At 69.0% G+C, this 25,094-nt stretch carries 18 protein-coding genes and 2 tRNA genes; 7 read left to right on the top strand and 13 right to left on the bottom strand.

Translation table 11 applies throughout. The annotated features are described in order from the left end of the window. Positions 1 to 162: 162 nt before the first annotated feature. On the top strand, positions 163 to 1,311 hold the full coding sequence (locus tag ACSC1Q_RS07315) for a Fic family protein (protein WP_436757900.1): 1,149 nt from the start codon (positions 163 to 165) through the stop codon (positions 1,309 to 1,311). 201 nt (positions 1,312 to 1,512) lie between these two features. Here ACSC1Q_RS07315 and ACSC1Q_RS07320 read toward each other — a convergent pair. From ACSC1Q_RS07320 to ACSC1Q_RS07330, 3 genes are all read right to left on the bottom strand, one after another. Further along, positions 1,513 to 1,588 (bottom strand) — tRNA-Ser (locus ACSC1Q_RS07320). 307 nt (positions 1,589 to 1,895) lie between these two features. Then, positions 1,896 to 1,972: transfer RNA gene (locus ACSC1Q_RS07325), tRNA-Thr, on the bottom strand. Between the two features lie 64 nt (positions 1,973 to 2,036). After that, entirely contained in the window at positions 2,037 to 3,542 is a 1,506-nt protein-coding gene (locus ACSC1Q_RS07330) for an alpha/beta hydrolase (RefSeq protein ID WP_436757901.1), read from the bottom strand. Between the two features lie 346 nt (positions 3,543 to 3,888). On the opposite strand from ACSC1Q_RS07330, the gene ACSC1Q_RS07335 reads away from it, so the two are divergent. Next, entirely contained in the window at positions 3,889 to 4,617 is a 729-nt protein-coding gene (locus ACSC1Q_RS07335) for a Crp/Fnr family transcriptional regulator (RefSeq protein ID WP_436757902.1), read from the top strand. A gap of 229 nt (positions 4,618 to 4,846) precedes the next feature. Here ACSC1Q_RS07335 and ACSC1Q_RS07340 read toward each other — a convergent pair whose 3' ends face one another. Next, complete coding sequence (locus ACSC1Q_RS07340) at positions 4,847 to 5,296, bottom strand: Pycsar system effector family protein (protein ID WP_436757903.1); 450 nt, start codon at positions 5,294 to 5,296, stop codon at positions 4,847 to 4,849. A gap of 270 nt (positions 5,297 to 5,566) precedes the next feature. On the opposite strand from ACSC1Q_RS07340, the gene ACSC1Q_RS07345 reads away from it, so the two are divergent. The 4 genes from ACSC1Q_RS07345 to ACSC1Q_RS07360 are packed head-to-tail and all read left to right on the top strand — an operon-like array spanning position 5,567 to position 10,793. Beyond that, the gene (locus ACSC1Q_RS07345; RefSeq protein ID WP_436757904.1) at positions 5,567 to 6,304 is read left to right on the top strand and encodes a hypothetical protein; all 738 of its coding nucleotides are present in this window, start codon (positions 5,567 to 5,569) and stop codon (positions 6,302 to 6,304) included. Further along, on the top strand, positions 6,301 to 8,370 hold the full coding sequence (locus tag ACSC1Q_RS07350) for a hypothetical protein (RefSeq protein ID WP_436757905.1): 2,070 nt from the start codon (positions 6,301 to 6,303) through the stop codon (positions 8,368 to 8,370). Before ACSC1Q_RS07345 ends, ACSC1Q_RS07350 begins: the two co-directional genes overlap by 4 nt. Positions 8,371 to 8,386: 16 nt before the next feature. Then, on the top strand, positions 8,387 to 9,379 hold the full coding sequence (locus tag ACSC1Q_RS07355; RefSeq protein WP_436757906.1) for a hypothetical protein: 993 nt from the start codon (positions 8,387 to 8,389) through the stop codon (positions 9,377 to 9,379). Beyond that, positions 9,372 to 10,793 carry a DUF4407 domain-containing protein gene (locus tag ACSC1Q_RS07360; protein ID WP_436757907.1) on the top strand — a complete coding sequence of 474 codons (1,422 nt, stop codon included), beginning with the start codon at positions 9,372 to 9,374 and terminating at the stop codon, positions 10,791 to 10,793. Before ACSC1Q_RS07355 ends, ACSC1Q_RS07360 begins: the two co-directional genes overlap by 8 nt. Positions 10,794 to 11,150: 357 nt before the next feature. Here the strand turns inward: ACSC1Q_RS07360 and ACSC1Q_RS07365 are convergent, their stop codons facing one another. The 9 genes from ACSC1Q_RS07365 to topA all read right to left on the bottom strand — a co-directional run bounded on the left by ACSC1Q_RS07365 (position 11,151) and on the right by topA (position 24,594). After that, entirely contained in the window at positions 11,151 to 12,008 is an 858-nt protein-coding gene (locus tag ACSC1Q_RS07365) for a PSP1 domain-containing protein (protein WP_436757908.1), read from the bottom strand. A gap of 201 nt (positions 12,009 to 12,209) precedes the next feature. Next, positions 12,210 to 13,364, bottom strand: coding sequence for a glycosyltransferase family 4 protein (locus tag ACSC1Q_RS07370; protein ID WP_436757909.1), 1,155 nt, complete (start codon positions 13,362 to 13,364; stop codon positions 12,210 to 12,212). Beyond that, complete coding sequence (locus tag ACSC1Q_RS07375) at positions 13,361 to 14,095, bottom strand: hypothetical protein (RefSeq protein ID WP_436757910.1); 735 nt, start codon at positions 14,093 to 14,095, stop codon at positions 13,361 to 13,363. The genes ACSC1Q_RS07370 and ACSC1Q_RS07375 overlap by 4 nt, the downstream gene beginning before the upstream one ends. Before the next feature lie 258 nt (positions 14,096 to 14,353). Next, a complete protein-coding gene (locus ACSC1Q_RS07380) occupies positions 14,354 to 15,670 on the bottom strand; it encodes a ricin-type beta-trefoil lectin domain protein (RefSeq protein WP_436757911.1) in 1,317 nt (438 codons plus the stop codon). Between the two features lie 155 nt (positions 15,671 to 15,825). Then, entirely contained in the window at positions 15,826 to 16,326 is a 501-nt protein-coding gene (locus ACSC1Q_RS07385) for a SigE family RNA polymerase sigma factor (protein ID WP_436757912.1), read from the bottom strand. 107 nt (positions 16,327 to 16,433) lie between these two features. Further along, positions 16,434 to 17,615 carry a DNA polymerase III subunit delta' gene (locus ACSC1Q_RS07390; protein ID WP_436757913.1) on the bottom strand — a complete coding sequence of 394 codons (1,182 nt, stop codon included), beginning with the start codon at positions 17,613 to 17,615 and terminating at the stop codon, positions 16,434 to 16,436. Between the two features lie 193 nt (positions 17,616 to 17,808). Further along, positions 17,809 to 19,869 (bottom strand): dTMP kinase, encoded by a 2,061-nt coding sequence (tmk, locus tag ACSC1Q_RS07395; RefSeq protein WP_436757914.1) that lies wholly within the window; start codon positions 19,867 to 19,869, stop codon positions 17,809 to 17,811. A 237-nt stretch (positions 19,870 to 20,106) separates the two neighbouring features. After that, entirely contained in the window at positions 20,107 to 21,567 is a 1,461-nt protein-coding gene (locus ACSC1Q_RS07400; protein ID WP_436757915.1) for a metallophosphoesterase, read from the bottom strand. Positions 21,568 to 21,942: 375 nt separating this feature from the next. Beyond that, positions 21,943 to 24,594: a type I DNA topoisomerase gene (gene topA / locus ACSC1Q_RS07405; RefSeq protein WP_436757916.1), complete on the bottom strand. Its 2,652-nt coding sequence runs from the start codon at positions 24,592 to 24,594 to the stop codon at positions 21,943 to 21,945. Between topA and ACSC1Q_RS07410 the strand changes: the two genes are divergently transcribed. Then, positions 24,521 to 24,937: a DUF5703 family protein gene (locus tag ACSC1Q_RS07410; protein WP_425581893.1), complete on the top strand. Its 417-nt coding sequence runs from the start codon at positions 24,521 to 24,523 to the stop codon at positions 24,935 to 24,937. The two genes, topA and ACSC1Q_RS07410, sit on opposite strands and share 74 nt — an antisense overlap. The last annotated feature ends 157 nt before the right edge of the window (positions 24,938 to 25,094 follow it).

Raw genomic sequence — 25,094 nt, forward strand, 5'->3', positions numbered from 1 at the left:
CAAGCAACCCGTAGACCCACTCCGGACGATGCTTTGGATGATCGCTGAGCTTGTCCTACATCTAGATGCCCCGCCATAGATCGCCTATGTGGCGTCACGCAGCGTGACAGAAGATCCATCCAAGATACAACGAAAGTCCGTTTCTTGTTGTACCCTACCAACGTGGACCCACAGCGCTTTGTATCCGACGAGTATGGCCATGTAGCAAAACATTCGGACGATAAGTGGGCATTTTGGTTTTATCGGCCGAACACGATGCCTCGTGAGCTCAACTTGTCCGCAGATACCGTGTTGGCTTTGTCGAGAGCAGATCGCGCACTCGGACGGTTAAGTGGCACTGGGCGACTACTAAAAGATCCCTCAGTCCTACTTCATCCTTACATGACAAGGGAAGCTGTTTCCAGCTCAAGGATCGAAGGAACAGTTGCATCTTTGTCGGAAGTTTTTCAAGCAGAAGCTAGCGATGAGCCGTCGGAGGATGAGGAAGTCAATGAAGTACTGAACTATCAGCGTGCACTGGATCGTGGACTAAAGCTTCTCGAATCCACCAATATGGGCATTGCCATTGCCCGCGAGGTTCATCGTGTTCTCCTTACCGGTGTTCGCGGCGAGGAAAAGAAACCAGGAGAATTTCGGGACGGCCCTGTCTGGATTGGTTCGGCAACCGACTCACCCGAAACCGCTGCCTTCGTACCTCCCACGCCTGATCACCTGGATGAAAGCCTCGCAGACTGGGATGACTTTATACGGAATTCCAGACGTCTCCCACCGTTAGTACGGTGCGCCTTGATGCACTATCAATTCGAGACCATTCATCCATTCTTTGATGGGAATGGTCGAGTTGGACGCCTTCTGATAATCCTGATGCTGACAGAACAGCAACTACTTCCAACCCCCCTCCTATACGTAAGTCCTTATATGGAGGCGCGGCGCCGTGAGTATTATGGACATCTTCAGGCCGTACGGGAAGAAGGACGACTAGAGGAGTGGATCCAGTTCTTCCTAACAGCTGTAGAGAAGCAAGCCGAGGATGCCGAGAATAGAGTCGTGAAGCTCTTTAAGCTTCGCGAACATTACCGCAATGAGTTGCTCGGAACTCGAAGTCGAGCCATAGAGGTCGTCGAACTCCTATTCAGCAATCCGTTTCTTACGGTCCGTCGGGTCGAGCGCGCATTGAATATCACCAATCAAGGCGCCAGGAACTTGATCGAGGCGGTAGAGAAGAGGGGATGGATTAGTCGCATTGGCTCGATCGGTCGGGCAGGACGCTTGTACTGGGTAGGGGACGAAGTCTTCGAGACCATCCAGTAGGCTCCGACGCATTCTTGGAACATCGTCGGCTAGCACCCAAGCTTGTTGGAGGTCGAGGACCTAGCTCCAACGGTTTGCCTTGGTTGGTTGGAGCGTCAGCTCGTGCACCCACACCAACGTTGGACCCTAACCGGCGCGATACAACAGAAGGCCAAAGAGCGTTGGACCATTGGGTCCAACGCTCTGGGACAGGTATGATGGTGGTGGCGCCGGCGGGATTCGAACCCGCACCTGGACCTTTAGCGGAGGACTGCTCTCTCCATTGAGCTACGGCGCCACACGAAGCCCGATCGCATGCGTCTTGCCGGACCAACTGCGCTCGGGCTTCAGCTGTTTACAACCTTACCATGAGTCTCCAACGGTAAGTCCTCTTACGTAGGACCCCCTCCCAAGACAGAGGCATGAACGTTGGATGCTGGGCCTCCATGGTCACGACGGCCTCTAAGACGGTGAGATCGCTACCTCAAGGGCCTTAGCCAGGTGCCCAGTTCCAGGCCGCTCCGATCTTCAGCGACGGTTGCTGTACGGCGCTGCTGTACAGCCACGAAAAAGGCCCTCCGGGATCTCCCGGAGGGCCTCTGACCTGGAGCCGCCTTGGGGAATCGAACCCCAGACCCCTTCATTACGAGTGAAGTGCTCTGGCCGACTGAGCTAAGGCGGCGTGCCGTGTTTCACCACGGCCTACGGCAGTCTACAGGCTCCCGGGGCCTTCCCGCGCCCTGGAATCAGCTGATCTTGGGACAGTGGGTTCCGTCCTTGGGAACGGTCAGATCGATCAGGTAGTCGTCCACCAGACGGTCCACGCACGTCGACCCCGTCAGGTAGGCGGTGTGCCCGTCACCGTCGAAACCGACGAGGACCCCGGAGGAGAGCTGGGAGGCGAGGGCCTCGGACCACTGGTAGGGCGTGGCCGGGTCGCGTTCGGTGCCGACGACCATGATGGGCGGGGCGCCGGGGGCGTCGATCTTCGCCCGGGGGCCTCCCTTGGCCGGCCAGTACGCGCAGGGCAGCGAGCTCCACATGACGTACGCGCCGAAGAGCGGGGCGTCCTTGGCCGACTCGCGGGCCGCCGTGGCGTAGGCGGCGGAGTCGCGGGGGTAGGGGGCGTCGACGCAGTTGACGGCCAGGTTGGACTCGGTCTGGTTGGTGTACTCGCCGTTCGCCTCGCGGTCGATCAGCAGGTCGGCCAGGCGGAGCAGGGTGGTGCCGTCGCCCTTCAGCGCCCGGTCGAGCGCCTGGCGGAGGACCGGCCAGGCCTGCCGGTCGTAGAGCGGGGTGATCAGGCCGAGGGTGGTCCAGGCCTCGGTCACCGTACGGCCGTCGCCCGTCCCGTTGGTCAGGGGGGCCGTGTCCGCGCGGCGGAGCAGGGCGGCGATCTCCGCGCGGGCGGAGCCGACGGAGCCGCTGAAAGGGCAGTCGGTGGCGGTGAGGCAGTCCCCGAGGAACGCGTCGAGGGCGACCTCGAAACCGCGTGCCTGCGCGGTGTTCAGCTCCAGCGGGCCGAGCGAGGGGTCCACGGCGCCGTCCAGGACGAGGGCGCGCACGCGGCCGGGGAAGAGGTCCGCGTAGGCGGCGCCCAGCTGGGTGCCGTACGACTTGCCGAGGTAGGTGAGGCGGGAGTCCCCGACCGCGGCGCGCAGCAGGTCCATGTCCCGGGCGGCGTCGGCCGTGCCGACGTGCGGCAGGAGCCTGCCCGAACGGGCCTGGCAACCGGCGGCGAACCGCCGCGACCCCTCCTCCAGCATGGTGACCTCCCCCGGCGAGTCGGGCGAGCTGTCGAGGCCGACGTAGGTGTCCAGCTCGCTCGTCGACAGGCACCGGACGGGCGCGGACCCGCCGACCCCGCGCGGGTCGAAGCCCACGACGTCGAAGCGGTCCCGTACGGCCTCGCTCACCGCCGTGCGGGCACCTCGCGCGTACTTGACCCCGGCAGCGCCGGGTCCGCCCGGATTGAGAAGGATCGAACCGATCCGGTCACCCGAGGCGGGCAGCCGGATCACGCTGAGCTCGATCTTCTCGCCGTCCGGCTTGGCGTGGTCGAGGGGCACGGGGAGCTTCGCGCACTCGAAACCGTCCCCGCACTCCTCCCAGCCGAGCGACGACCTCCCCGCCCCCGCCTCACCACTGCCCGTGCCACTGCCGTTACCGGAGCCGGCGTTGGCATCGGTTCCGGTGCACGCGCCCGCCAGCAGGGCCACCGCCGCCAATACGGCGGCCACCTGGGATTTCACGCCTTGTCCGGCCCGTGGGGAGAGTCGTATGCCGATCCGGCATACGAGGTCCGGTCACGGAGCTCCCGACGCGACGAATCCTCATACTTCTGAGGTGCACGCATCCGCTTCACCTTCTCAAGGCCGGAATGTCAAGATTGTGGGACACGACCGTCACGCGCTCGGTAGGAGAGCCCTGCGTCCTTCACGTGACCACCGGCCGAGCAGGCACCGGTGGCATCTTAGCCAACCGGCCTGATCCCGATGGCTGTCCTCCATGTTCTCCCGGTTCTCCCGGTTCTCCCGGTTCTCCCCCGCGAGTATGGCGAGCGGATGAAGCACGCACCCTCACCGTCGAGGAGGCCTCATGTCCAGTAGAGCACCCCGCCAGGCCCCGGGCTCTCCCTGGCCCGCGGGGACCCTGATCTCAACCCTTGACGAGAAGGGGCGCAACGAGCTCTTCGGCCTCGGCGAGTCGCGGCGCCACGAGCCCGGAGCGATTCTGATCCGGCAGGGCGACCTTCAGTGTGATCATGTCCTGCTGCTTCGTTCCGTCCGGTCCACGTCGCCCGCCTGCGCGAAGATCACGGCGATCCTCGACAACGGCGCCGAGGCGTTGCTCGGCATAAGACTGAGCGGTGACCTGGTGGGCGAGATGGCCGCGCTCCGGGAGACGGGGCGCTCGGCGACGGTCACGGCCTGCACCCCGCTGGTGGCCTTCCGGATCCCCGCGACCACGTTCTTCGCCTATCTCGACGAGCGCCCGCGCCTGTGGTCCGCACTGGCCTCCATGATCGCGGAACGGCTGGAATGGGCCAACCAGCGTCGGCTTGAGTTCGCCGCCTTCGAAGTCCCGGTACGGCTGGCACGGGTGCTCAGCGACCTGGCGGCACGTCACGGATTCGCCGTCGCGGGCGGTACCGACCTCGGTATCAGGCTGTCGCAGCCCGAGCTGGGACGGCTCATCGGAGCGAAGGAGGCCGCGGTGAACAACGCGGTCCGGCTCCTCAAGAGGGACGGGTTGCTGCTGACCGACTACCGGCAGGTGGTGATCACGGACCTGGAGGCGCTCCACGCCTTCGGCGCCGCGAGTTGAACGCGCCGCACGGGTGTGGCGTCCGTCGCCACCACCCGGATCGCGCTCCGCGAGACGCCTTCCCGTGACGCTCCCGGAGCGCTTTCCCATGACGCCCCCCGGAGCCCCTCCCATGACGCCCCCGAAACGCCTTCCCGCGACGCTCCCGGAACGCCCTCCCGCGACGCTCCCGGAACGCCCTCCCGTGACGCCCCACGGGTCGCGCCCGCGGAGGCGTCGTGCGACGGGGTCATCGCCATGCCGCGACGAGCACCGTCAGCGATATCGCCGAGACGAGCGACAACCCGGTCCAGGGCAGCGCGCTGGACACGTGACGATACTTGCGGTCGGCGATCTGGGCGAGGAGACGCGTCATCGCCCACGCCTCGCCGATCCTGGTCGCGACGTCCTCGTCCATCGCCGGGGGTCCGTGGTCGGCGACCCCGGTGATGCCGTACCTGCTCCGCGTGCTCGGTGGCCGCAGGACCGGGCGGATGGTCTGGAGCATGTGGTAGCCGGACACGAGAAAGCCCAGCAGGAAGAGCCCCAGCAGCACGGTCCCCGCGACGAGACCCGCGTGGGCGAGCCTGGCGGCGCTTCCGGCCTGGGCGGCGACCATCGCCGCGGCCCCCGCGTGCGACACGGCGAGAATGCCCACCTTCCCGTCGGCGTGCTGAACGTAATTCTGGAACGAGATCATCACCGCCAGCGCGCCTTCTAGATCCTGATTCGTTAACTTTTGAGGTTTTTGTCGCATCCAGGACACCGTTTTCCCTTCGCCTCTTGGCACCAAACTCCAGGAAAGAGGGCAAACTAGGTTGCGAGTAGGTATTAATCCACCTTGGGGTTTATTCTCCATGTTTGCTAGGGCCACATCCCCTATCAGTAGGGGATGTGGCCCTCGACATTCCCTCATACTGATGGCTTCAAGCTGGAATTACGCCCAGATCATAAGGAACCGGAATAATCCATGAAAAGCGGCGATTTCGGACGCGCCCTCATCATGTCCAGCGATCTTCGAGGATACGGACAAGGAGCTGACAAACGCCACGAGACCATGCAGCACGGCTTCGTCGGCCTTCACGAGAGCGCGGCCGCCCAGGCGGGGCTCAATCGGCACCGGTGGGCGATCCAGCCGGGAGGCGACGGCGAGCTCGCGGTGCTCCCCGCCGACGAACCCGACCCCCTAGTCGTCGACCAGTACGTAAAGGCCCTCCACCAAGGGCTCGTCGACCACAACGACGGCCTCCCGGCGGAGGAACGGCTCCGCCTCAGGGTGGCCCTCGCCTTCGGCACCGCCTACCCGTCGGCCAACGGATACGCCGGCCAGGCGGTCGTCGAGGCGAGCCGGCTGGTCGAGTGGCAGCCACTAAAGAAGATCTTCAAGAAGAGAGAGGACATGAATATTGTTCTCATTCTCTCGGAGCGGGTTTTCGAGGACGTCGTACGGCAGGGACACACCTCCTACGAGATCGGCGACTTCCACCGGGTGGAGATTCGGGAGAAGGAGTTCTCCGGCTCCGCGTGGATATGGAGCCCGGAATTCAGGCCCGGGGATCTGCGTCTCCTGTCCGGCTCAGCGGACACGAAGGCGAACGATCAGGCGGAGAACCTCGGAACCGGCCCTTCTCAGCGAGCAGATGTGATCAACAATCTGAGCGGGCCCGTCGACGCACGCCGCGCGGTCTTCGGGATCGGCCGTAAATGACGACGGCGGAACCCCCTCCGAACGAGGATTCACCGGCCGAGCCTCCCGCCGAACCGGATCGGGAGGAGCGGCAGCAGGCCGCCCCGGACGAACCGGCCGCCGGGCACGCGGACGAGGACTTCGACGAGGGCGCTCTCGGCCAGACGGCCACGGTGATCAACAACTTCTTCGCCGAGGTACAGGCGCGGAACGCGACGTTCGGCATGGCGGGCACCAGGACGGCGCGATCGACGTCGCGGCGGCTCGACGAGAAGGAGATCGAGCACGCCCTCCGGCACTTCGTCAGGCCGCCGGGTTTCGACAGGGCCGTGACGACCCTGCGCGAACGCCGCGTGGTGGTCCTCGCCGGGAACGAGGGCATCGGCAAGTGGACGAGCGGGACCGCCCTCCTCGACCGGGTCAGGCTCCCCGCGGACACGGTCGTCGTCCTCTCCCCGCGCCGTGACCTGGAAGACCTGCTGTCGACCTCGTTCAAGAAGAACCGCGTCTACTTCATCCACGGCTGGACCGACGACAAGGCCGAGAAGGGCCTGCGGCGCTTCACCTTCGACACGCTGAGCGCCAACCTGACCCGGGCGGAGGCGTATCTGGTGATCACCCTCAACCGCGCGGAGGCGCGCTTCGAGCCCGAGGCGTTCGAGATCGCGTGGGAGCCTCCCGACTCCCTGAAGCTGCTCGAAGCCCACATCGGCATGGATCACCCCGCTCTCTCCGAGGACCGGGTCCGCGAGCACGTCGCCGGGCTGCGCTCGCCACAGCGGGTCGTCGAGCTGGCCGAGCAACTGGCCGGTGGCGCCCGGCACGCGGGGGAGATCCTGGCCGACCTGGACGGCAGCACCGTCGTCCAGTGGTTCGACGGCGAGCCGAAACGCTCCGAGGTGCTGGCCGTCGCGGCCCTGGCCTTCGCGTACGGCGTGCCGGAGCGGGTCTTCGAGCGGCTCCTGGTGCGGCTGACGAGCGTCGCGGACGAGATCGAGCGCCAGGGGGCCGAACGCGAGACGCGCCCGATCGGGGAGGACCTGCCGCAGAGCCGGAAGCTGTGGAACAGCCGGCACTCGCTGATCGGCGTGTCCGCCGAGGCGGGCGAGCCCAGGGTGGTCTTCTGCGGCCCCCGCCACCGCGAACACGTGATCACCCAGCTCTGCCTGCGCTACGGGTACAACGTGTGGGAGCCGTTGCGCGAGTGGATCCGCGGGCTGGCGGGGGAACTCCCCGAGGTCCAGGTACAGGTCGCGGCGGGGCTCGCGCTGCTCGCGAGGACACGTCCCGAGGAGGTCGGGGAGTCCTTCCTGCGCCCCTGGGCCGGGGGCCTGGTCCAGGAAAGGCTCACCGCGGCCAGCACGCTCTCCATGATGTGCGTGGACGACGTCACCGCGGCCATCGCCTTCGGCACCGCCCTGAGCTGGGTGGAGAACGCCGGGCAGCCACAGGCCATGACCGCGGCCCTCGCCTTCGCCGGCGGCCTGTCCATCCGCTATCCGGGTGAGGCCGTCGACTGGCTCTGGTATCTGTCACTCCGCGGGATCCGGGTGAGCAACGTGGCCCAGCGGGCGCTGACGCTCCTGTTCCAGACCGCGGCGGAACGGGACGGTGAGGCGCTGACCGGGCTGCGGCTGCTCGCCAAGCACCTGGAGCGCGACCTCGCCGAGGGCATGCCGCCGCAGCTGGCGAGGAGGGCCCTCGGAGCCGTGCTCGGCGTGCTGGAGTCCGACCGGCTGGAGAGCGAGAGTCCCCTCATGACGTGGCTCCTCCTGTCCCAGCCGTCGAGCGCCGAACCGATCGGCGTCCTGTGGGCGTGGACCCTCCACAACGCCCACCACCGCGCGGAGGCGGTCCGGGCGCTCTGCCGCACCCTTCAGGCTCTTGAAGGGCGGGACGGTGCCGTGGCCGCCGCGGAGTCGCTGGGCCGGGTGATCTGGGCGATCCTGCCCGGTGGCGTGTCGGTGCTGGTCAGGCGCGCGATCGACCGCGCCTGCAGCGAGACGTACGCGCGCTGGGATCCCCCGGTCGCCAAGGAGATCGTCCTCGCCCTGCTCGACGCGGGCACACGGCGAAGCCATCAATGACACCAAGGAGAACACGATGCCCGCGCACAGCGGATACCCGATCATGGAAGAACGCGCCCTGCGGCCTCCCCGGCGACGGCTGGGAATCTTCTCCCGCCGCGATCCCGGCGAGCTTCCCGAGACCCCGGTGGGAACCGTCCTCGTCTTCGCGCTGAACGGGGGTTACAAGGCGTACACGGAGGGCCAGCACCTGCGCGGGTCGGAGGACGCCGTCGTGGAGGCGAGGTCCGTGAGCGTCGTCTACATGCGCAACCGGCAGATCACGCTGGGGATCGAGATCCCGTCACAGGACATGGGTTATCAGTTCCTGCTCAAGGTCGTCTTCAGGTGCAGGGTGACCGACGCGGAGGCGGTCGTCTCCGCCGGGGTCGAGAACGCCGCGGACGTGCTGACCAACCATCTCCGTGACGACGCGCAGCTGATGCGGCTCGGCACGACGCGGCCGATCGAGGACGTGCACCTCCTGTCCGTGGAGGTCACCAACAGGGTCCGGGCCTATCTGGAGTTCTACCCGCCCAGGATCGACGGGCTGGAGGTGGTCCTGGTCAACGTCGACCTTCTCCCGCCCGACGACATCCTCGCCCACGGCCAGCAGCTCAAGCGGCTCAAGTGGAACGGGGAGAGCAAGGACCTGGAGTGGGCGATCGAGAACCGCGACGTCGCCAGGATCGAGGAGATCTTCAAGCGCGGCGCCGAGGCGACCGTGGCGTTCGGCGTCAGCCGGGACCAGCTGCTGATGAACGACGCCGTCGGCATCACCCGCGAGGCGCAGGGGAACCGGATGAAGGCCCTGTCCGATCTCATCAACGGCATGCCCGACGGGGCACTGGACTTCCTGCCCATCGACACCCAGCGGCTCATCGAGAGGGTGGTGACATCGGTCACCGGGGACAACCTGTTCGCCGAGGCGCCGAAGGCCGTGGAACCCCCCGCGCCGGGCGGTGGCCGGTCGTTCCAGAACGGGCACGACGGCCCGCGCAGGATCGGCCTGGAGGACCTCGATGACTGACGAGGTGCCACCCGGCAGGCACTCGGCGACCGACGAGGTACCGCCCGGCAGGCACTCCAGGACGCCGTCCGCCAGGCCGGGCGGGCGGTTCGGCCTGGGGCGGCGGCTCCGGGTCCTCGCCGGGGTCGACGAGAGCGTCCTGGACCAGGTTCCGCTGGAGCGGACACGGTACGTGGGTCTCGGCGGCGTGGTGCTGGGCACGGCGGTCGTCGCCGGGATCTCGATGTGGTTCGCCCTGAGCCAGGTCCTGGGCGGCTCCCACATCGGGCTGATCGTCCCCACGGCGATCTGGATGCTCGTCGTGCTCAACCTCGACAGGTGGCTCGTCTCGACCGTGACCGGCATCTGGCAGCGCAGGCTCCTGATGCTGGTCCCCCGCCTGCTCGTCGCCGTGGTGCTGGGTTTCGTCATCGCCGAGCCGCTGGTCCTGAAGGTGTTCGAGACCGCCGTGGTCCAGCACGTCCAGGACGGACGCCAGGACGCCCGCGACGCGCGGCGGGCCCTGCTCCTGAGGTGCAACCCCCAGGAGCCCGCCGACGCGCGGGAACAGCGGGGTTGCGAGGGCGCCAGGCTCCTGGCACCGGCCGCCGAGTCGGACGCGACCAGGCTGCGCGACCTGGAGGAGGACGCGGAAAGGCTCCGCACCCGGGTCAACGCCGACACCGCGCGGCACGACAGGCTGTTCGCCCAGGCCACGAACGAGTGCGGAGGGGTCAAGACCGAGGGGACGAGCGGCAGAAGGGGGATGGGACCGCTCTGCGAACGCCTGGACGCCGCGGTGAAGTCCTTCGCCACCCGCAGCAAGCTGGCCGAGAACCAGCGGAGGCTCCGCTCCCTGGACGACCAGGTGTCCGCGCTGCGCGCGCCTCTCGCCGACAAGCGGGCCGACTTCGGGCAGCGGGTCGAGGCGGACGTGCGGAAGCGGGTGGACGCGATGCCCGGGGCGGACGATCCCGTAGGGCTTCTGGAGCGCATGCGGGCGCTGCACGAGCTGACGGCCGAGAACCCCTACCTGTTCGGGGCGAGCTGGCTGCTCCGGCTGTTCCTGATCCTGATCGACTGCCTGCCCGTCCTGGTCAAGCTCATGGGAGGAACGACCACCTACGACCGGATGGTGGATCTCGCGAACCGTACCCAGGAAAGGGTCCACGAGAAGCGCCTGCAGTTCAGCGCGGACAGGCGCATCGGCGAGCTGGAGCTTCAGGCGCACCGCGACGCGGAGGACCGACGGCGGCGGCGCCAGCTGATAGACCTCGACGGCAAGGCCGCCGACGCCGAGGCGCGTGCCGCGGTGGAGGCCATGATCAGGCGCCGGACCGAGGAGATGAGTTTCCAGGGTGTCACGCACGCCCTCAAGGAGGAGCGGCGCAACGGCTCCCACCCGCACATCGACCTGACGAACTCCCAGAACTGACGAGCTCCCGGAATCGACGGCGTTCAGGGCGGGCGCGGCCGGTTCCGAAGCCGGGGCACCTTCTCCGCGGGCTCACCCCGTGAGCCCGCGGACGGCCCCGATCCCCCGGACGGGTTCCGAGACAGGAAGCCCGTGACCGGCCCACCGGGTCACCGGGGCACCCGGTGGGCCGGTCACCCGGTACGACCGCCCTCCCCGCCTCTTCTCCGAGGAACCCGGCCCTTCGAGAAGCCCGGCGGGCCTCGTCGCCGCCCGCCGGTCTGGCCGGACCGGCGGGCGGTCAGTCTTCCCCGCTACGCGAACCCGCTCATGTCCCCGCTACGCGAACCCGCTCATGTCCTCGCTACGCGAACCCGCTCATGACCCGGGCCCGCCGTCGGCGGCCTTCACCGCGTCCCCGTACGCCGCGTCGTGCTGCTTGCGCGGGGAGCACACCGAGGCCGACGGGCACGCGCAGCGGCGTCCGCCGTCCTCCAGGCGGACCACGACGGAGTCGGAGGGCACGTTGCGGCCCACGACGGTTCCCGCGCCCTCGGGGGTGTCGACCTTCAGCCCGACGCGGGGCATCCTGCTGTGCGCGTCGAGATAGAGAGGGTGCTCGTACTTCAGACAGCACATCAGCCGCCCGCACGCCCCCGCGATGCGCAGCGGGTTGACCGGCAGGTCCTGGTCCTTGGCCATGCGGACGGAGACCGGTTCGAAGTCCTTCAGGAAGGTGGCGCAGCACAGGTCACGGCCGCAGGGGCCGATGCCGCCCTGGAGGCGGGCCTCGTCGCGGGGGCCGATCTGGCGTAGCTCCACCCGGGCACGCAGGTTGCGGGCCAGGTCGCGGACGAGGGCGCGGAAGTCGACCCGCTGGGGGGCCGAGAAATAGACCGTGTAGACGTTCTCGGCGTCCGTGTAGTCGACGCCGACGACCTTCATGGGCAGCGTGTGCCGCTTGATCAGGCGCTTGGAGACGCTGCGGGCCTCGGCGCGACGCCGCTTGTTGCCCTCGTCACGGGTCAGGTGCTCCTCGTCCGCGATGCCCGCGCACACCGGCAGCCCGCCGACCTCCTCGCTCGTCCACTGCGGCGCCCAGACGCATTCGGCCACCTCTGGCCCGGCCTCGGTGGGAACCAGCACCTTGTCTCCGACCTTGGGACTGTGCTCACCGGGATCGAGGTAGTACAGCCTGCCGTAGCGGGTGAAACTCACCGCCATGATCATGCCCATATGGCTCCAAACCTGGGGGTACGGCTCGTGCTCACCCTACGCGTCATACCCACGGGCGCGGCGTCCGCCCGAAGCGCTCCGCGCGGCACGCGAGCCCCTCCGGTCAGTCACTCGAAGCCGGTCAGTCGCTCGAAGCGCTCCGCCCGGTATGCGAAGCCCTCCGGCCGGAAGTGCTCCACCCGGCGCCAGAAGTCCCTCCGGTCAGCGGCCGAGTTCGGCGAAGGACTTCTCCCAGCGGTTGACGATCATGGAGATGTCGTAGTTCCTCGCCGTCTGGAGGGCGTTCTCGGCCATCCGGCGGCGTCCCTCCTCGTCGTCGATCATCTGGATCAGCCCACCGGCCAGGGCGTCCACGTCGTCGGCGGGGACGAGCAGCCCGTTCACCCCGGAGGTGATGATCTCGCGGGGACCCCGGGGGCAGTCGAAGCTGATCACCGGCACCCCGGAGGCGAACGCCTCGATGATGGTCATGCCGAAGCCCTCGAACCGGGAGCTGACCGCGTGGATCGAGGCCTTGGCGAGCTCGCCCTCGATGTCCCCGGTGGAACCCATGAACGTGACGTTGTTGTGCAGGCGCAGCTTGACGGACTGCCTCACCAGCTTGTCGCCGACCCGGCCCTCACCGTAGATCCGCAGCTTCCAGTCGGGGCGTTCCCTCGCCACCCGGACGAACGCCTTCAGCAGCCGGTCGTACCCCTTGACCGGCACCAGCCTGCCCGCGGCCAGCACGATCCGGTTCTCCTGCCTGGAGCGCGGGCGCGGCCCGCCGGGCAGCCCGTTGCCGATGGTGAACACCCGGGTGGGCGACCCGTTGAGCATCTTCCGGTAGTCGTGCTCGTCGGCCTCGGTGAGGGTCACGACGGCGTCGAGCTTCGGGTACCAGGTCCGGATCTCCTCGAAGATCCCCGGCTGGTGGGCCTCGAAGTGCAGGTGCTCCTGGGCGATCGTGACGACCCGCTTGCGGGCGTACCTCGCGGCCATGATGTTGAGCCCCGCGCGGGTGGTGATCAGCACGTCGCTGCGGAGCCTGCGCAGCTCGCGGACGAGGACCTCGTCACTCCAGGCGCTGAAGGAGGCGTACGCGCGCTCCTCGGGGTGAATCAGCGCGCTCTCCTGCGCACTCAATCGCTCGGCCCTCTTCGTGTACGGCCAGCGGACCCTGGCCCCCTCCCTCAGGTCCACCAGCGAGCGCAGGCGGACCTGGGAGCCCAGCGGCAGGAAGGGGTTGTCGGCGTGCTGGAAGACGCTGACGATCTCGACCTCGTGCCGCTCGGACAGGGCGGTGGCGAGGTCGAAGGTGGCGCGGATGGTGCCGCCCATGCCGTAGGCGTTGAGGATGAGAAAGGAGATCTTCACGGGCTCTCCTCCTCGATGCTGAGCGCGACGGCGAGGCTGTCGGTCTCGGTGTAGTACGGCCGGACCCTCACCTGCCCGACCCGCTGGGCAGGAAAACGAACTTTGGTCTTTTTATCCGTTATGTCATCAAGTCGGGTCGCCAGCGGCAGCCGCGTCCCGGAGATCTCCGCGTAGAGGTCCCAGAAGACCCGGCGCCGCACCTGCGTCTCGGCCATCGGCGCGATCTCCACGCCCCCGTCGAACCACCGCCCCTGGAAGCTCGCGGGCCCGCTCACGGGCTCCGGCCCCCGGCGGGCCACCGCGACGAGCCTGGCCGCCCCCCGGATCGGCTCGCCGTACGCGATGGCGCCCTCCACCTCGATCACGCCGTCCTCCGCGGTCACGCGGATCACCTCGACGTACGGCTCGACCTCGCGGACCTGTAGACCCAGCGTGCCGAGGGAGGTACGGAACGCCCTGATCTCCCGGTTGCGACAGGTCTCGGCGTAGGACCACAGTCCGTCGAGCGAGAACCCCGGGTCGTCGGTGACGACGGGCTCACCGCCGCGCGACGCCATCCAGACACCCGCGGACAGAGCCGTCAGATCCGCGGCCCCGCACTCCTCGCCGGTCTCCACATGCCGCAGGACGATCCCCGCGTCGTGCCCGTCATCACTGACATTTCCGCCGTTCCCGCCGTTCCCGTCGGCCGGATCAGGCCATTCGATCCTCAGCGCGTCGTCGTTGCCCACACGGCTCGTGACAGCCCGCCCGCTCGCTGGCGGAATCACCCCGTAGCGTGCCCCACTGCTCACCAAGAGTCCCCCGGTCTTCTCTGCTCATCCCCGTAGAGCAGGACACAGTCCACTGATTTATAACGAAATAGCTTATTTTTGTCTGTTAATCTTAACGACTCACACTCATACTTTGAGGTGACTTAGCGGTGAATGGTTCCATCTAATCGGAAACAAACGAGTAGTGACCGCTTGGTGACGGTCACTACCCGCTTCTCACCAGCCGATATCCATCCCGTCGGTTCTGGGGAAATTCCGAAGCGTCCGATACCGGCCAGAGTCGACCACCCCGAACTCCGTCCCCCGGTGGACCACTAGACGCCCGCCCGAACCGTCCGCGTCGACCAGCCGGAAACCTCCCCGATCGTCGCGGTAGAGCACGGCCTCCTGCCCGCCGTCCTCCGCGTCGAACCGCACGATCTCGGCGGCCCCGGGCACGACGGAAAGGCCGCTCCCGTCGGCCTTCAGGCCGATCCGGCCGAGCGCCGCGACGAACGAGCGGCCGTCGGCGTCGATCCGCGCCCCGTGCACGTCGGCGGCCACGCCGGAAGCGGTCCTGAGCCGTACCCTCCGCGCCCTGTCCAGGTCGTCTCCGTCCTCGTCCGTGTCGAGCACCCACACCTCAGGGGGATCGGGACTGATCTCGAAGGTCGCCGTGGACCCGCTCCGCTCCAGCACCTTGGTGGCACCGGGCAACGGGGTGCCCGTCACCACCGGGCCCGGCGCCGGAGTCGTCGTCGGGGTCGTCGTCGGGGTCGGCGCCCCGGACGGTGAGGCGTCCGGGGTGGGAGGCACCGCGGTGGGCGTCCCCGGCCCGGGATCCGACCAGGTGGGAGGGGCCACCGTGGCGGAGGTCGGGCTGACGGGGGGCTCGGGTACGAAGGCCGGAACGGGCGAGTTCGAGGGGCCCGTGACCAGGACACGCCCCGAGGGATGACGCTGGAAGGCGACGAAGCGGCCGTTTGCGGTGATCGACACGTCCTTGACCTCTTCGTCACCCGACGAGCCGAAGATCCGGCTCTCACCGGTGGCCAGATCGGTCACGCCGAGCCGCGGGACGATGGAGACGCCTGCCTCGCACGGCGACAGGCCGTAGGCGAGCGTGCCGCCGTCCGCGCTGACCGCGAGCGACGTGGGCACGGTGCCCCGCGGCGGGCCGTTCAACGACTGTTCCGTCAGCGAGGTCCCACCCGGCCGGCCGACCGTGAGGCGGACGAACCGGTGCTCGCAGGGACCCGTCGTCATCACGGCGTAGAAAACGCCTCGCGCGGAGTCCACCAGGGAGAAGCGCTCCGCCGTGGTTCTCGTGGACCGCCTGCCGGCTCTCTGACCGGTGTCCGCCCGATAGAACCTGACGCCCTCGTCACCGGTCACCGCGAAGTACTCCGGATCCGCCCCCGGCACCGGACCCGGGACAGCGGTCGGCGCCGGGGTGGTCGGCGCGACGACGCCGTCCCGCCGGCCGTCGCCCTGGACGACCATCACCCCCGCGGCGGCCACCGCGGTCACCGCCGCCGCGGCCGCCAGCGGCATGACCCAGGACCTTCTCGTACGGAGCGGCCCCGGCCTGAACGGGGGGACGTGCCGAACGGTCCTCCCGACTGCTCCGGCCGCGTCCCGCAACCGGTCGACGACCTCGTTCGCCGGCTCTCCCCCGGGAGCGTCCGCCGGTCCTCCTCCGGGAGCGTTCACTGGTTCTCCTCCAGGAGACGGCCGAGCGCGTTCAGCGCCCGGTGCGTGGTGGATTTGACGGTGCCCCGGCTGACCCCCATGGCCCTGGCGGTCTCGTCCTCCGACAGATCCGCGTAGAAGCGCAGCAGCAACACCTCGCGCTGCCGGCGCGGCAACCGGTGGAGTGCCTCCACGACCGCCCGGCGCTCGTCGCCGAGCATCGCCTCGGACTCGGCCGACCAGACGGGCGGCGCGTACGTCCCGGCGAACCACGAGGGCAGCCGCCTTCGGCGCAGCACGGTACGCGCGTTGTTCAGCACCGCGCTGCGCAGGTAGACGAGCGCCTTCTCCGGGTCCCTCAGCCTGCCGAACCGGCGATGGAGACCGAGGAACGCCTCCTGCACCACGTCCTCGGCGGACTCGCGATCCCCGACCATCAGCAGGGCCAGCCGGGTCAGCCCGAGCGCATGCCCGGCGTAGAGCCCGCTGATCGTCTCAGCGGGCCCGGGTCTGCCCACGTCCAACGTTTCGGGTTGCATGTCCAAGAGACGCGGAAACCGCGCCCGGGTTGCCTCCCGTCACGGGCCGGATCCACGAAACCGGAACCGGCTCACCGGTACGGCTTTCAGAGCCGGGGCCGGTGCAGTGAGATGGTCATCGATTCGACCGCCATCTGCGGGCTGACGTTGGACGCCAGCCGCCTCCGGCAGCGCATGATCGCGTCGATCCTGCGCAGGGTGTCCTCCGGCGTGGAGGCACGGGCCAGCTCGTCCAGGTCGGCGCGGCGGTCCTCACCGGCCAGCTCCACGTGCGCGCCGAACTGCACCGCCAGCACGTCGCGGTAGTACGACACCAGGTCGAGCAGGGACGCGTCGATGACGTCGCGCTTGGTACGGGTCGCCCGGGACTTCTGCCGGTCCTCTAGATCCTTGAGCGCCCCGGCGCCACCGCGGATCAGGCCCCTGTTGAGCCCCTTGCCGGTGGAGCCCTCGCCGTAGACCTGGCGCAACTCGGTGATCTCCGACTCGTTCAGCACCGCGGTGACCGCGGCGGCCTCGTCCTCGGCGGTCTTCACCAGCCGCTCGGCGGCCATCACGCACTCCCCGACGCCGGTGAGCGACCGGGGGATGGACAGCACCGCCTCGCGGCGCGCCCGCGCCTCCGCGTCGAGCGCGAGCCTGCGGGCGCGGTCGATGTGCCCCTGGGCGGCCCTCGCGGCGAACTCCGCCATCGCCGGAGGCACGTTCTCGCGCGTGGCCAGCACGTGGGCGACCGCCGCGGTGGGCGGGGTGACGAGTGTGACGAGCCGGCAGCGGGACCTGATGGTGATCATCATGTCGTCCGGGGAGGGCGCGCAGAGCAGCCACACCGTCTTCGGCGGCGGCTCCTCGATCGCCTTGAGCAACGCGTTGGACGCCCCCTCGGTCGCCCGGTCGGCGTCCTCGAACAGCACGACCCGCCAGCGGCCCAGCGTCGGCGCCCCGGCCGCGCGCAGGATGAGCCGCCGGGTGTCCTTGATGCCGTACGAGAGCCCCTGCGGGCGGACGATCTCCAGGTCGGGGTGGGAACCGACCTCCACCTGGTGGCACATGTCACAGTGGCCGCACCCCTGGTCGGGGCAGAACAGCGCGGCGGTGAACGCCCGCGCGGCCTCCTCGCGCCCGGACCCGGGGGGACCGGTGAACAGCCACGCGTGGGTCATCCCGGTGCCACGCCCCCCGGCCAGCAGGTCGGCCCCGGCCGCCGCCGCGCGGCGGAGCGTCGCGGCGGCCCGCTCCTGCCCCACAAGATCATCAAAGACTCCCACGTCCCCCAACCTACCGCCGGGGACACGGGCTCGGTCGCGGATCGCGCTCCCGGCCCGGGCGCCGGCGTACCGGCTGCCGCCAGGCGGGCTCGGCCACAGACCGCGCCCCTGGCCGGGCGCGGACGCGCCGTACCGGCCACCGCCTCCGCTCCGGCCGGTGCGAGCCATACCGCCTGCCGCCGGTGAGGCGGGCTCAGTCGCGGATCGCGGGCATGGTCCCGGTGACGTCCTCCGACTCCCTCGGCACCGGGTCGGGCAGGATCTCGCGGACCCGGTCATGGATGATCAAAGAGATCTGGTTCTGGGGCAGGGTCCCGTCGACGACCAGGTAACGGTCGGGCTCGGCGGCGGCGAGCGCCCGGAACTCGCGGCGGACGCGCTCGTGGAACTCCAGGGGCTCCGACTCGATGCGGTCGGCGGCCCCGCCCAGCCGGGAGAGCCCCACCGACGGCGGGGTGTCGATGAGCACCGTGAGGTCGGGGACGAGCCCGCCGGTGGCCCAGCTGTTGATCCTCGTGACGTCCTCGGAGTCCAGGGCCCGGCCCGCGCCCTGGTAGGCGAGCGACGAGTCGACGTAGCGGTCGGAGATCACCATCGACCCCCGGTACAGGGCCGGGCGGATGACCTTCTCCACGTGCTCGGCCCGGTCGGCCGCGTACAGCAGCGCCTCCGACCTCGCGGACAGCCCCTGGTGCACCGCGTCGAGCAGGATCGCGCGCAGCCGCATCCCCACCTTGGTCGAACCGGGCTCACGGGTCTGCACGACGTCGAAGCCCTGGTCACGCAGCCAGATCGCGAGCAGCCTGGACTGGGTGGTCTTCCCCGACCCCTCGCCGCCCTCGAACGCGACGAACATCCCGCGCCCCTGCTCGGCGCTCTCGGGGGCGAACCGCTCGCCCCGCACCGCGGCGACCAGGTCGGTGACGATCGAGACGCCCCTGCGGTCGTCCATCTGCCGCAGCGCGACGATCCCGACGATCACCGCGAGCAGCCCGCCGACCAGCAGCACCAGGTTGGAACCGTCGAACCGGTAGACCGGATCCGGGCCGACCCTGATCTGGTGCTCGCCGAACAGGCCCGCCAGGGTCGGCGCGACCGCGACCACCAGCAGCAGGGTCACCCGGGCGAGCGACTGCAGGAAGGAGAACGTACGGCCCCGCAGGCTGTCGTCCACCTCCAGCCCGATCATGGTGTAGCCGATGATCCAGGCGATCCCGGCGCACGCGCCGAGCAGCACGGTCAGCAGGACGACGATCACCAGGTTGTGGACGAGCGCGATCGTGACGAGGACCAGCCCGGCCACCACGATCGACAGGCCGAACAGCCTCCGCCGCGACAGCTCCCTCAGCAGCTTGGGCCCGAAGAACATGCCGGACGCCATGCCGACGAAGACCGAGCCGAAGACCACGCCGTACGCCGCGTCGCCGCCGCCCAGCGCGTCCACGTAGATCTTGGCCACCCCCACCACCGCGCCACCGGCGGCGAACGCGCCCAGCATGCCGATGATCAGACCGCGGATCAGCCGGTTGCCGCCGACGAACCGCCAGCCCTCGAAGATCTGCCGCAGCACCGACGGCGTGGCGGTCGCCCGCGCGCCCGTCTTCGGGATGTCCTTGAGCGAGAAGATGATGACGGCCGAGACCAGGTACGCGAGGGCGTTGATGAACAGCGCCAGGTAGGTCTCGCGCTGGGCGAGGAAGGGCACCAGCCTGCCCAGGAAGTCGTCGGCGACCGACAGCAGCGCGAACAGCAGCGCCGCGATGGGCGCGGTGCCGTACGTGACCAGGAGGTTGAGCTGGTTGGCCTCCTCCAGCCGCTCCTTGGGCACCAGGTTGGGCACCGTGGCGTCCTTGGCCGGGACCCAGAAGAGGTTGACACACTCGACCAGGAACGTGGCGATGATCACCCACTGGTAGCTGCCGATCAGCGGGATCGACAGCACCAGCGCGAAGCGCAGCAGGTCGCAGAAGAACATCGTCAGCCGCCGGTCGAACCGGTCGGCGAACGCGCCCGCCAGCGGGCCCAGCAGGATGGCCGGGAGCATCTTCGCCACGAAGACGCCGCCGATGGCCAGGCTCTGGACCTTGTAGCCCGACGCCGCGGTGAGATTGCCCGCCAGGGCGGTCAGCGCCAGGAGGTTGAGCCAGTCTCCCAGGCTGCACACCGACATCGCCGTCCACAGCTTGCGGAACGGGGCATTGGCCAGCACGTGGGGGGGCTTGCGTCGCGCGGTGCTCCGGCCAGGGGTGGTCATAGTGTCAGCGTATCCAGATGCTCGCTGGGCTGGGGAAAACACGAGCCAGGCGGAAATGCCCGGCTGCCCGTCGCATGAGGGTAATACGTCCGCCCCGCACCTCGCAGGCCACCCCGGCGAAAAGAAGCGCCAGGTGCCGCTGTTTCCAGAGGTGCTCGCGACGGAGCTCCCAGGGGGTTCTCAGCGGAGTTTCCGGAGGCGCTCCGCCCCTGTTTCCAGGGGCCCGTGACGGAGTTCCTAGGCTCGCTCGTGGCCGACTTCCAGAAGGGTGATCTCGGGGGGAGCGCCCACCCGGACCGGCGGCCCCCAGAAGCCCGCGCCCCGCGTCACGTACACCTGGGTGCCGTCCACCTCGCCGAGGCCGGAGACGACCGGCTGCTGCATCGGGACGACCAGGTTGAAGGGGACCATCTGCCCCCCGTGCGTGTGGCCGGACAGCTGGAGGTCCACACCGTACGTGGCCGCCTGGACGGCCTGGACCGGCTGGTGGGCGAGCAGGACGGTGGACCGGGAGCGGTCGCGGTCGCCGCCCAGCGCCCGTTCGAAGTCGGGGCCGTCCCCCGAGGCGACGCCGCCGAGGTCGTTGACCCCGGCGAGGTCGAGCACGGCTCCCCCGTGGGCGATCTCGACGCGCTCGTTGCCGAGCGGGCGGACGCCGAGCGCGCGCAGCTCCTCCATCCACTCCTGCGGGCCGTTGGCGGTGTAGTACTCGTGGTTGCCGGTGACGAAGTAGGCGCCGTAGCGGGATTCGAGGTCCTTCAGCGGCCTGGCCAGCGGGCCGAGCTCGGCCACCGTGCCGTCGACCAGGTCTCCGACGACGGCGACCACGTCTGCCTTCAAGGAATTGATCATGCGGACGATGCGCCGGGTGTGCGCCGTACCGGTGAGCGGGCCCAGGTGGATGTCGCTGACCACCGCGAACCGCAGGCCGCTCAGGCGCGGGTCCAGCCTGGGCAGCACGACCCTGACCGGTTCGATCACCGGGTCGCCGAGAGCCGTCCTCACCCCGAAACCGACCGTGCCCAGCGCGCCCGCCCCGGCGGCGACCGCGGCCGTACGGGCGATGAACAGCCTCCTGCTCATCGCGGCCGGATCGTTCGCCCCGCCCGTGGCCCCTCCGCCGCGCCGGGCGTCCCCGGCACCCGGAACGACGATCACGCCACCGACCGCGGACCCCGCCTCGGGCTCGGCCAGGCCGACGGCATCGGCCTGAACGGCGGACACCGGTCGCACGGCGGGCACCGGCTCAGTGGCAGGCACCGGCTGAACGGCGGGCACCGGCTGAACGGCGGGCACCGGCTCGACGGCGGGCACCGGCCGGGCCGCGAGGAGCGCGGCTCGCTCCGCCCCGCGGGCGGCCACCCCCGGCGGAACCCAGCGGCGCTCCGCCCGCCGCTCGACCGTGCGCAGGACCCCCAGGGCCACGGCCCGGGGAATCTCCAGGATCACCAGGAACACGAAGAGGTAGAACATCACCGCGATCCAGAAGAACCCCGGCCACGCCAGGAAGTGCCCCCACTCGCTGCGGGAGGCGATCAACGTCACCGGGGCGAGCACGGCCAGGGCGACGAGGACCCACGTCAGCACCCGGCGGGTCCGGCCGGGCCGCGTGGTGGAGCGGATCAGGCGATGCCACAGGTAGCAGTGGACCAGTGTGATCGCGCAGACGACCAGCGACACGAAGCCCACGATCGTCACTCGCCCCTCCCGCTCGTCCACCGGCCGTTCCCGGCGCGTTCCGAAGAACGCCCGGGACGGCGGATGCGTTCCCGGGGCACTGGAAAGAACCCTGGAAATTCCCAGAGCCCCGGAAACAGGACGTCAGACCTCTCGACCCACCCGTCCCAGGACCCTGGACCCTGGACCCTGGACCCTGGAACAAGGCATCCAGTCCCCTCGCTCCCGTCCCGGAACCCTGGAAACAGGCGTCAAGCCCCTCGTTCCCACGTCCCGGAATCCCGGAAGTCCCGGCGCCCCGGAGGCTCCCCGAATCCCGGAAGTCCCGGAACCCCGAAGCCCCCATACCCCGGGAGTCCCCGGAACCCGGAGGCCCCCGGAACCCCGGGAAAGGCGTCAGGCCTTCGCCTTGGCCCTGGTGGTGGTGCGCTTGGGCGCCGGGCCGCGGGCACGGCGGTCGGCGAGGAGCTCGGCGGCGCGCTCGGTGGTGATCTGCTCGACCTCGTCACCCTTGCGCAGGGAGGCGTTGGTCTCCCCGTCGGTGACGTAGGGCCCGAACCGCCCCTCCTTCACCACGATCGGCTTCTTGGAGACGGGATCCTCACCCAGCTCGCGCAGCGGCGGCGCGGCCGCGGCCCGCCTGCCCCGCGCCTTGGGCTGGGCGAACAGCTCCTTGGCCCGGTCGAGGGTGACCGTGAACAGCTCCTCCTCCGACGCCAGGGAGCGCGAGTCGGTGCCCTTCTTGATGTAGGGCCCGAACTTGCCGTTCTGGGCGGTGACCTCCTGGTCGTCGATCACCCCGAGCACCCTGGGCAGCGAGAGCAGGAGCAGGGCGTCCTCAAGGGTGATGGTGTCCAGGGCCATCGTCTTGAGCAGCGACCCGGTGCGCGGCTTGGGGACGTCGGCCTTCTTGGTCCTCTTCTTGGCGCCCTCGGCCGGAGGCGCCTCCTCCGGCAGGATCTCGGTGACGTACGGGCCGTAACGACCGTCCTTGGCCACGATCACGTGCCCGGTCACCGGGTCCTTGCCCAGCTCCCGGTCACCCGTCGGGCGGGAGAACAGCTCCTCGGCCATCTCGGCGGTGAGCTCGTCGGGAGCCAGGTCCTCCGGCACGTTCACCCGGGCGCCGTCACGGTCCAGGTACGGGCCGTAGCGGCCCACCCGGATCATGATGTCGGTGCCCCTGATCGGGAACGAGCTGATCTCCTTGGCGTCGATCTCGTCGAGATCGGTCACCATCTCCTTCAGGCCCTCGTCGCCGTCCACGCCGAAGTAGAACCGGCGCAGCTCCGGCACCCGCTCCGCCCTGTCGTTGGCGATGTCGTCGAGGACCTTCTCCATGTCGGCGGTGAAGTCGTAGTCGACGAGGTGGCCGAAGTGCTGCTCCAGCAGGTTGACCACCGCGAACGCCAGGAAGGACGGCACCAGGGCCGTGCCTTTCTTGAAGACGTAGCCCCGGTCGAGGATCGTTCCGATGATCGACGCGTACGTCGACGGGCGGCCGATCTCCCGGTCCTCCAGCTCCTTGATCAGCGACGCCTCGGTGTACCGCGCGGGCGGCTTGGTGGCGTGTGCCAGCACGTTGAGGGCGGACGCGGTGAGCGGGTCGTTCTCTGCGAGGTTCGGCAGGCGCTTCTCGGAGTCGTCCCTGTCGGTGGACGGGTCGTCCGCGCCCTCGACGTAGGCCTTCAGGAAACCGTGGAAGGTGATCGTCCGCCCGGAGGCGGTGAACTCGACCCGCTCGCCGGAGCTGGACGTGCCGTTCACCTTGACGGTGACCGACTCGCCGACCGCGTCCTTCATCTGGGAGGCCACGGTCCGCTGCCAGATCAGCTCGTACAGGCGGAACATGTCGCCGCTCAGCCCGGTCTCGCCCGGCGTGCGGAACTCCTCGCCCGAGGGACGGATCGCCTCGTGCGCCTCCTGCGCGTTCTTGACCTTGCTGGCGTAGACGCGCGGCTTGTCGGGCACGTACGCCGCGCCGTACAGCTTGATCGCCTGGCTGCGGGCCGCCGCGACGGCGGTCTCCGACAGCGTGATGCTGTCGGTCCGCATGTAGGTGATGAAGCCGTTCTCGTACAGGCGCTGGGCGACCTGCATGGTCGACTTCGCGGAGAAGCCCAGCTTGCGGCTGGCCTCCTGCTGCAACGTGGTCGTCCTGAACGGCGCGTACGGCTTACGGGTGTACGGCTTGCGCTCGACGGACTTGACCTTGTACGAGACACCGGCCAGCCGCCCGGCCAGGGCGTGGGCGGCCTGCTCGTCGAGGTGGAGCACGTCGGCGTTCTTGAGGGTGCCGGTGCTCGCGAAGTCACGGCCCTGGGCGACGCGCTTGCCGTCCACGCCGGTCAGCGTGGCGGTGAACTCGTGCGGGACCTCGTCGCGGCCGGTGTCGAGCAGCGCCTGCAGGTCCCAGTAACTCGCGCTGGTGAACGCGAGGCGCTCGCGCTCGCGCTCCACGACGAGCCGGGTCGCCACGGACTGCACGCGCCCGGCGGACAGCTTGGGCTTGACCTTCTTCCACAGGACCGGGCTGACCTCGTAGCCGTAGAGGCGGTCGAGGATGCGCCGGGTCTCCTGGGCGTCGACCAGCCGCAGGTTCAGGGTGCGGGGATTGGCCACCGCGTCCTGGATCGCCCGCTTAGTGATCTCGTGGAACACCATGCGGTGGACCGGGACCTTGGGGTTGAGCACCTCGCGCAGATGCCAGGCGATCGCCTCGCCCTCGCGATCCTCGTCAGTGGCGAGATAGAGCTCGTCGGCGTCCTTGAGCAGCTGCTTGAGCTTGCTCACCTGCGCCTTCTTGTCGTGGTTGACGACGTAGAGCGGCTCGAACTCATGATCCACGTTGACGCCGAGGCGCGCCCACGACTCCCCCTTGAACTTCTCGGGGATGTCATCGGCCTTCTCGGGGAGGTCGCGAATATGCCCGATGCTGGACTCCACGACGTAGCCGCGGCCGAGGTACCCGGCGATGGTCTTCGCCTTGGAAGGCGACTCGACGATCACCAGGCGGGTTCCGTCGGCGTTGCCGTTCTTGGCTGGCACGCTGCTTCCTACCTCGCTGTTCGCATTCGTTCCCCGTTTTCTTCCCCTCGGGTTACCCGGTCTCAGCCGGGGACACTCCCAAGAGAAGCCGCAAGGACGCAGAATAAAGCCCTATGAGTGTCGACGTCCCCCAGCTCACCCTCGGAGACTAATCGCTGTGCTCGACTACTCCTACTTGGTTCTCCACCTTCCGCGTGGCACATCCCGGGACGCAGCCCGGCGGATACTGACCGAACATGCAGAATACGGCGACTGGGAACTCGACCGCCTGCGACTGTATCCCGACGGCCGCCGGGACGTCCGACTGCGCCGGAAGATCATACGTGTGACCAGGACGATGTGATCCCGGACATGGCTTTGCCCGCTCCGGGCCGCGCCCCCGGAACGGGCAAAGCTTCCATGCCCCGACGGCCGGGCGGACGCCGCGCCACAGGGGCGCGGTCGTCCTGTCTCACGGCCGTCGGGGCGTCTGCGTGCCTTCCTCAGTGGCTCTGGGAAAG

The organism is Streptosporangium heterodermiicola (genome assembly GCF_051390675.1).
Taxonomy (GTDB): domain Bacteria; phylum Actinomycetota; class Actinomycetes; order Streptosporangiales; family Streptosporangiaceae; genus Streptosporangium.

Coding starts and splice junctions, on each gene's coding strand:
- ACSC1Q_RS07335 (WP_436757902.1), top strand. CDS start 3,889: ATGTCCAGTAGAGCACCCCGCCAGGCCCCGGGCTCTCCCTGGCCCGCG.
- ACSC1Q_RS07340 (WP_436757903.1), bottom strand. CDS start 5,296: ATGATCTCGTTCCAGAATTACGTTCAGCACGCCGACGGGAAGGTGGGC.
- ACSC1Q_RS07345 (WP_436757904.1), top strand. CDS start 5,567: ATGAAAAGCGGCGATTTCGGACGCGCCCTCATCATGTCCAGCGATCTT.
- ACSC1Q_RS07350 (WP_436757905.1), top strand. CDS start 6,301: ATGACGACGGCGGAACCCCCTCCGAACGAGGATTCACCGGCCGAGCCT.
- ACSC1Q_RS07355 (WP_436757906.1), top strand. CDS start 8,387: ATGCCCGCGCACAGCGGATACCCGATCATGGAAGAACGCGCCCTGCGG.
- ACSC1Q_RS07360 (WP_436757907.1), top strand. CDS start 9,372: ATGACTGACGAGGTGCCACCCGGCAGGCACTCGGCGACCGACGAGGTA.
- ACSC1Q_RS07365 (WP_436757908.1), bottom strand. CDS start 12,008: ATGGGCATGATCATGGCGGTGAGTTTCACCCGCTACGGCAGGCTGTAC.
- ACSC1Q_RS07380 (WP_436757911.1), bottom strand. CDS start 15,670: ATGCCGCTGGCGGCCGCGGCGGCGGTGACCGCGGTGGCCGCCGCGGGG.
- tmk (WP_436757914.1), bottom strand. CDS start 19,869: ATGACCACCCCTGGCCGGAGCACCGCGCGACGCAAGCCCCCCCACGTG.
- ACSC1Q_RS07410 (WP_425581893.1), top strand. CDS start 24,521: ATGGTCTTCGCCTTGGAAGGCGACTCGACGATCACCAGGCGGGTTCCG.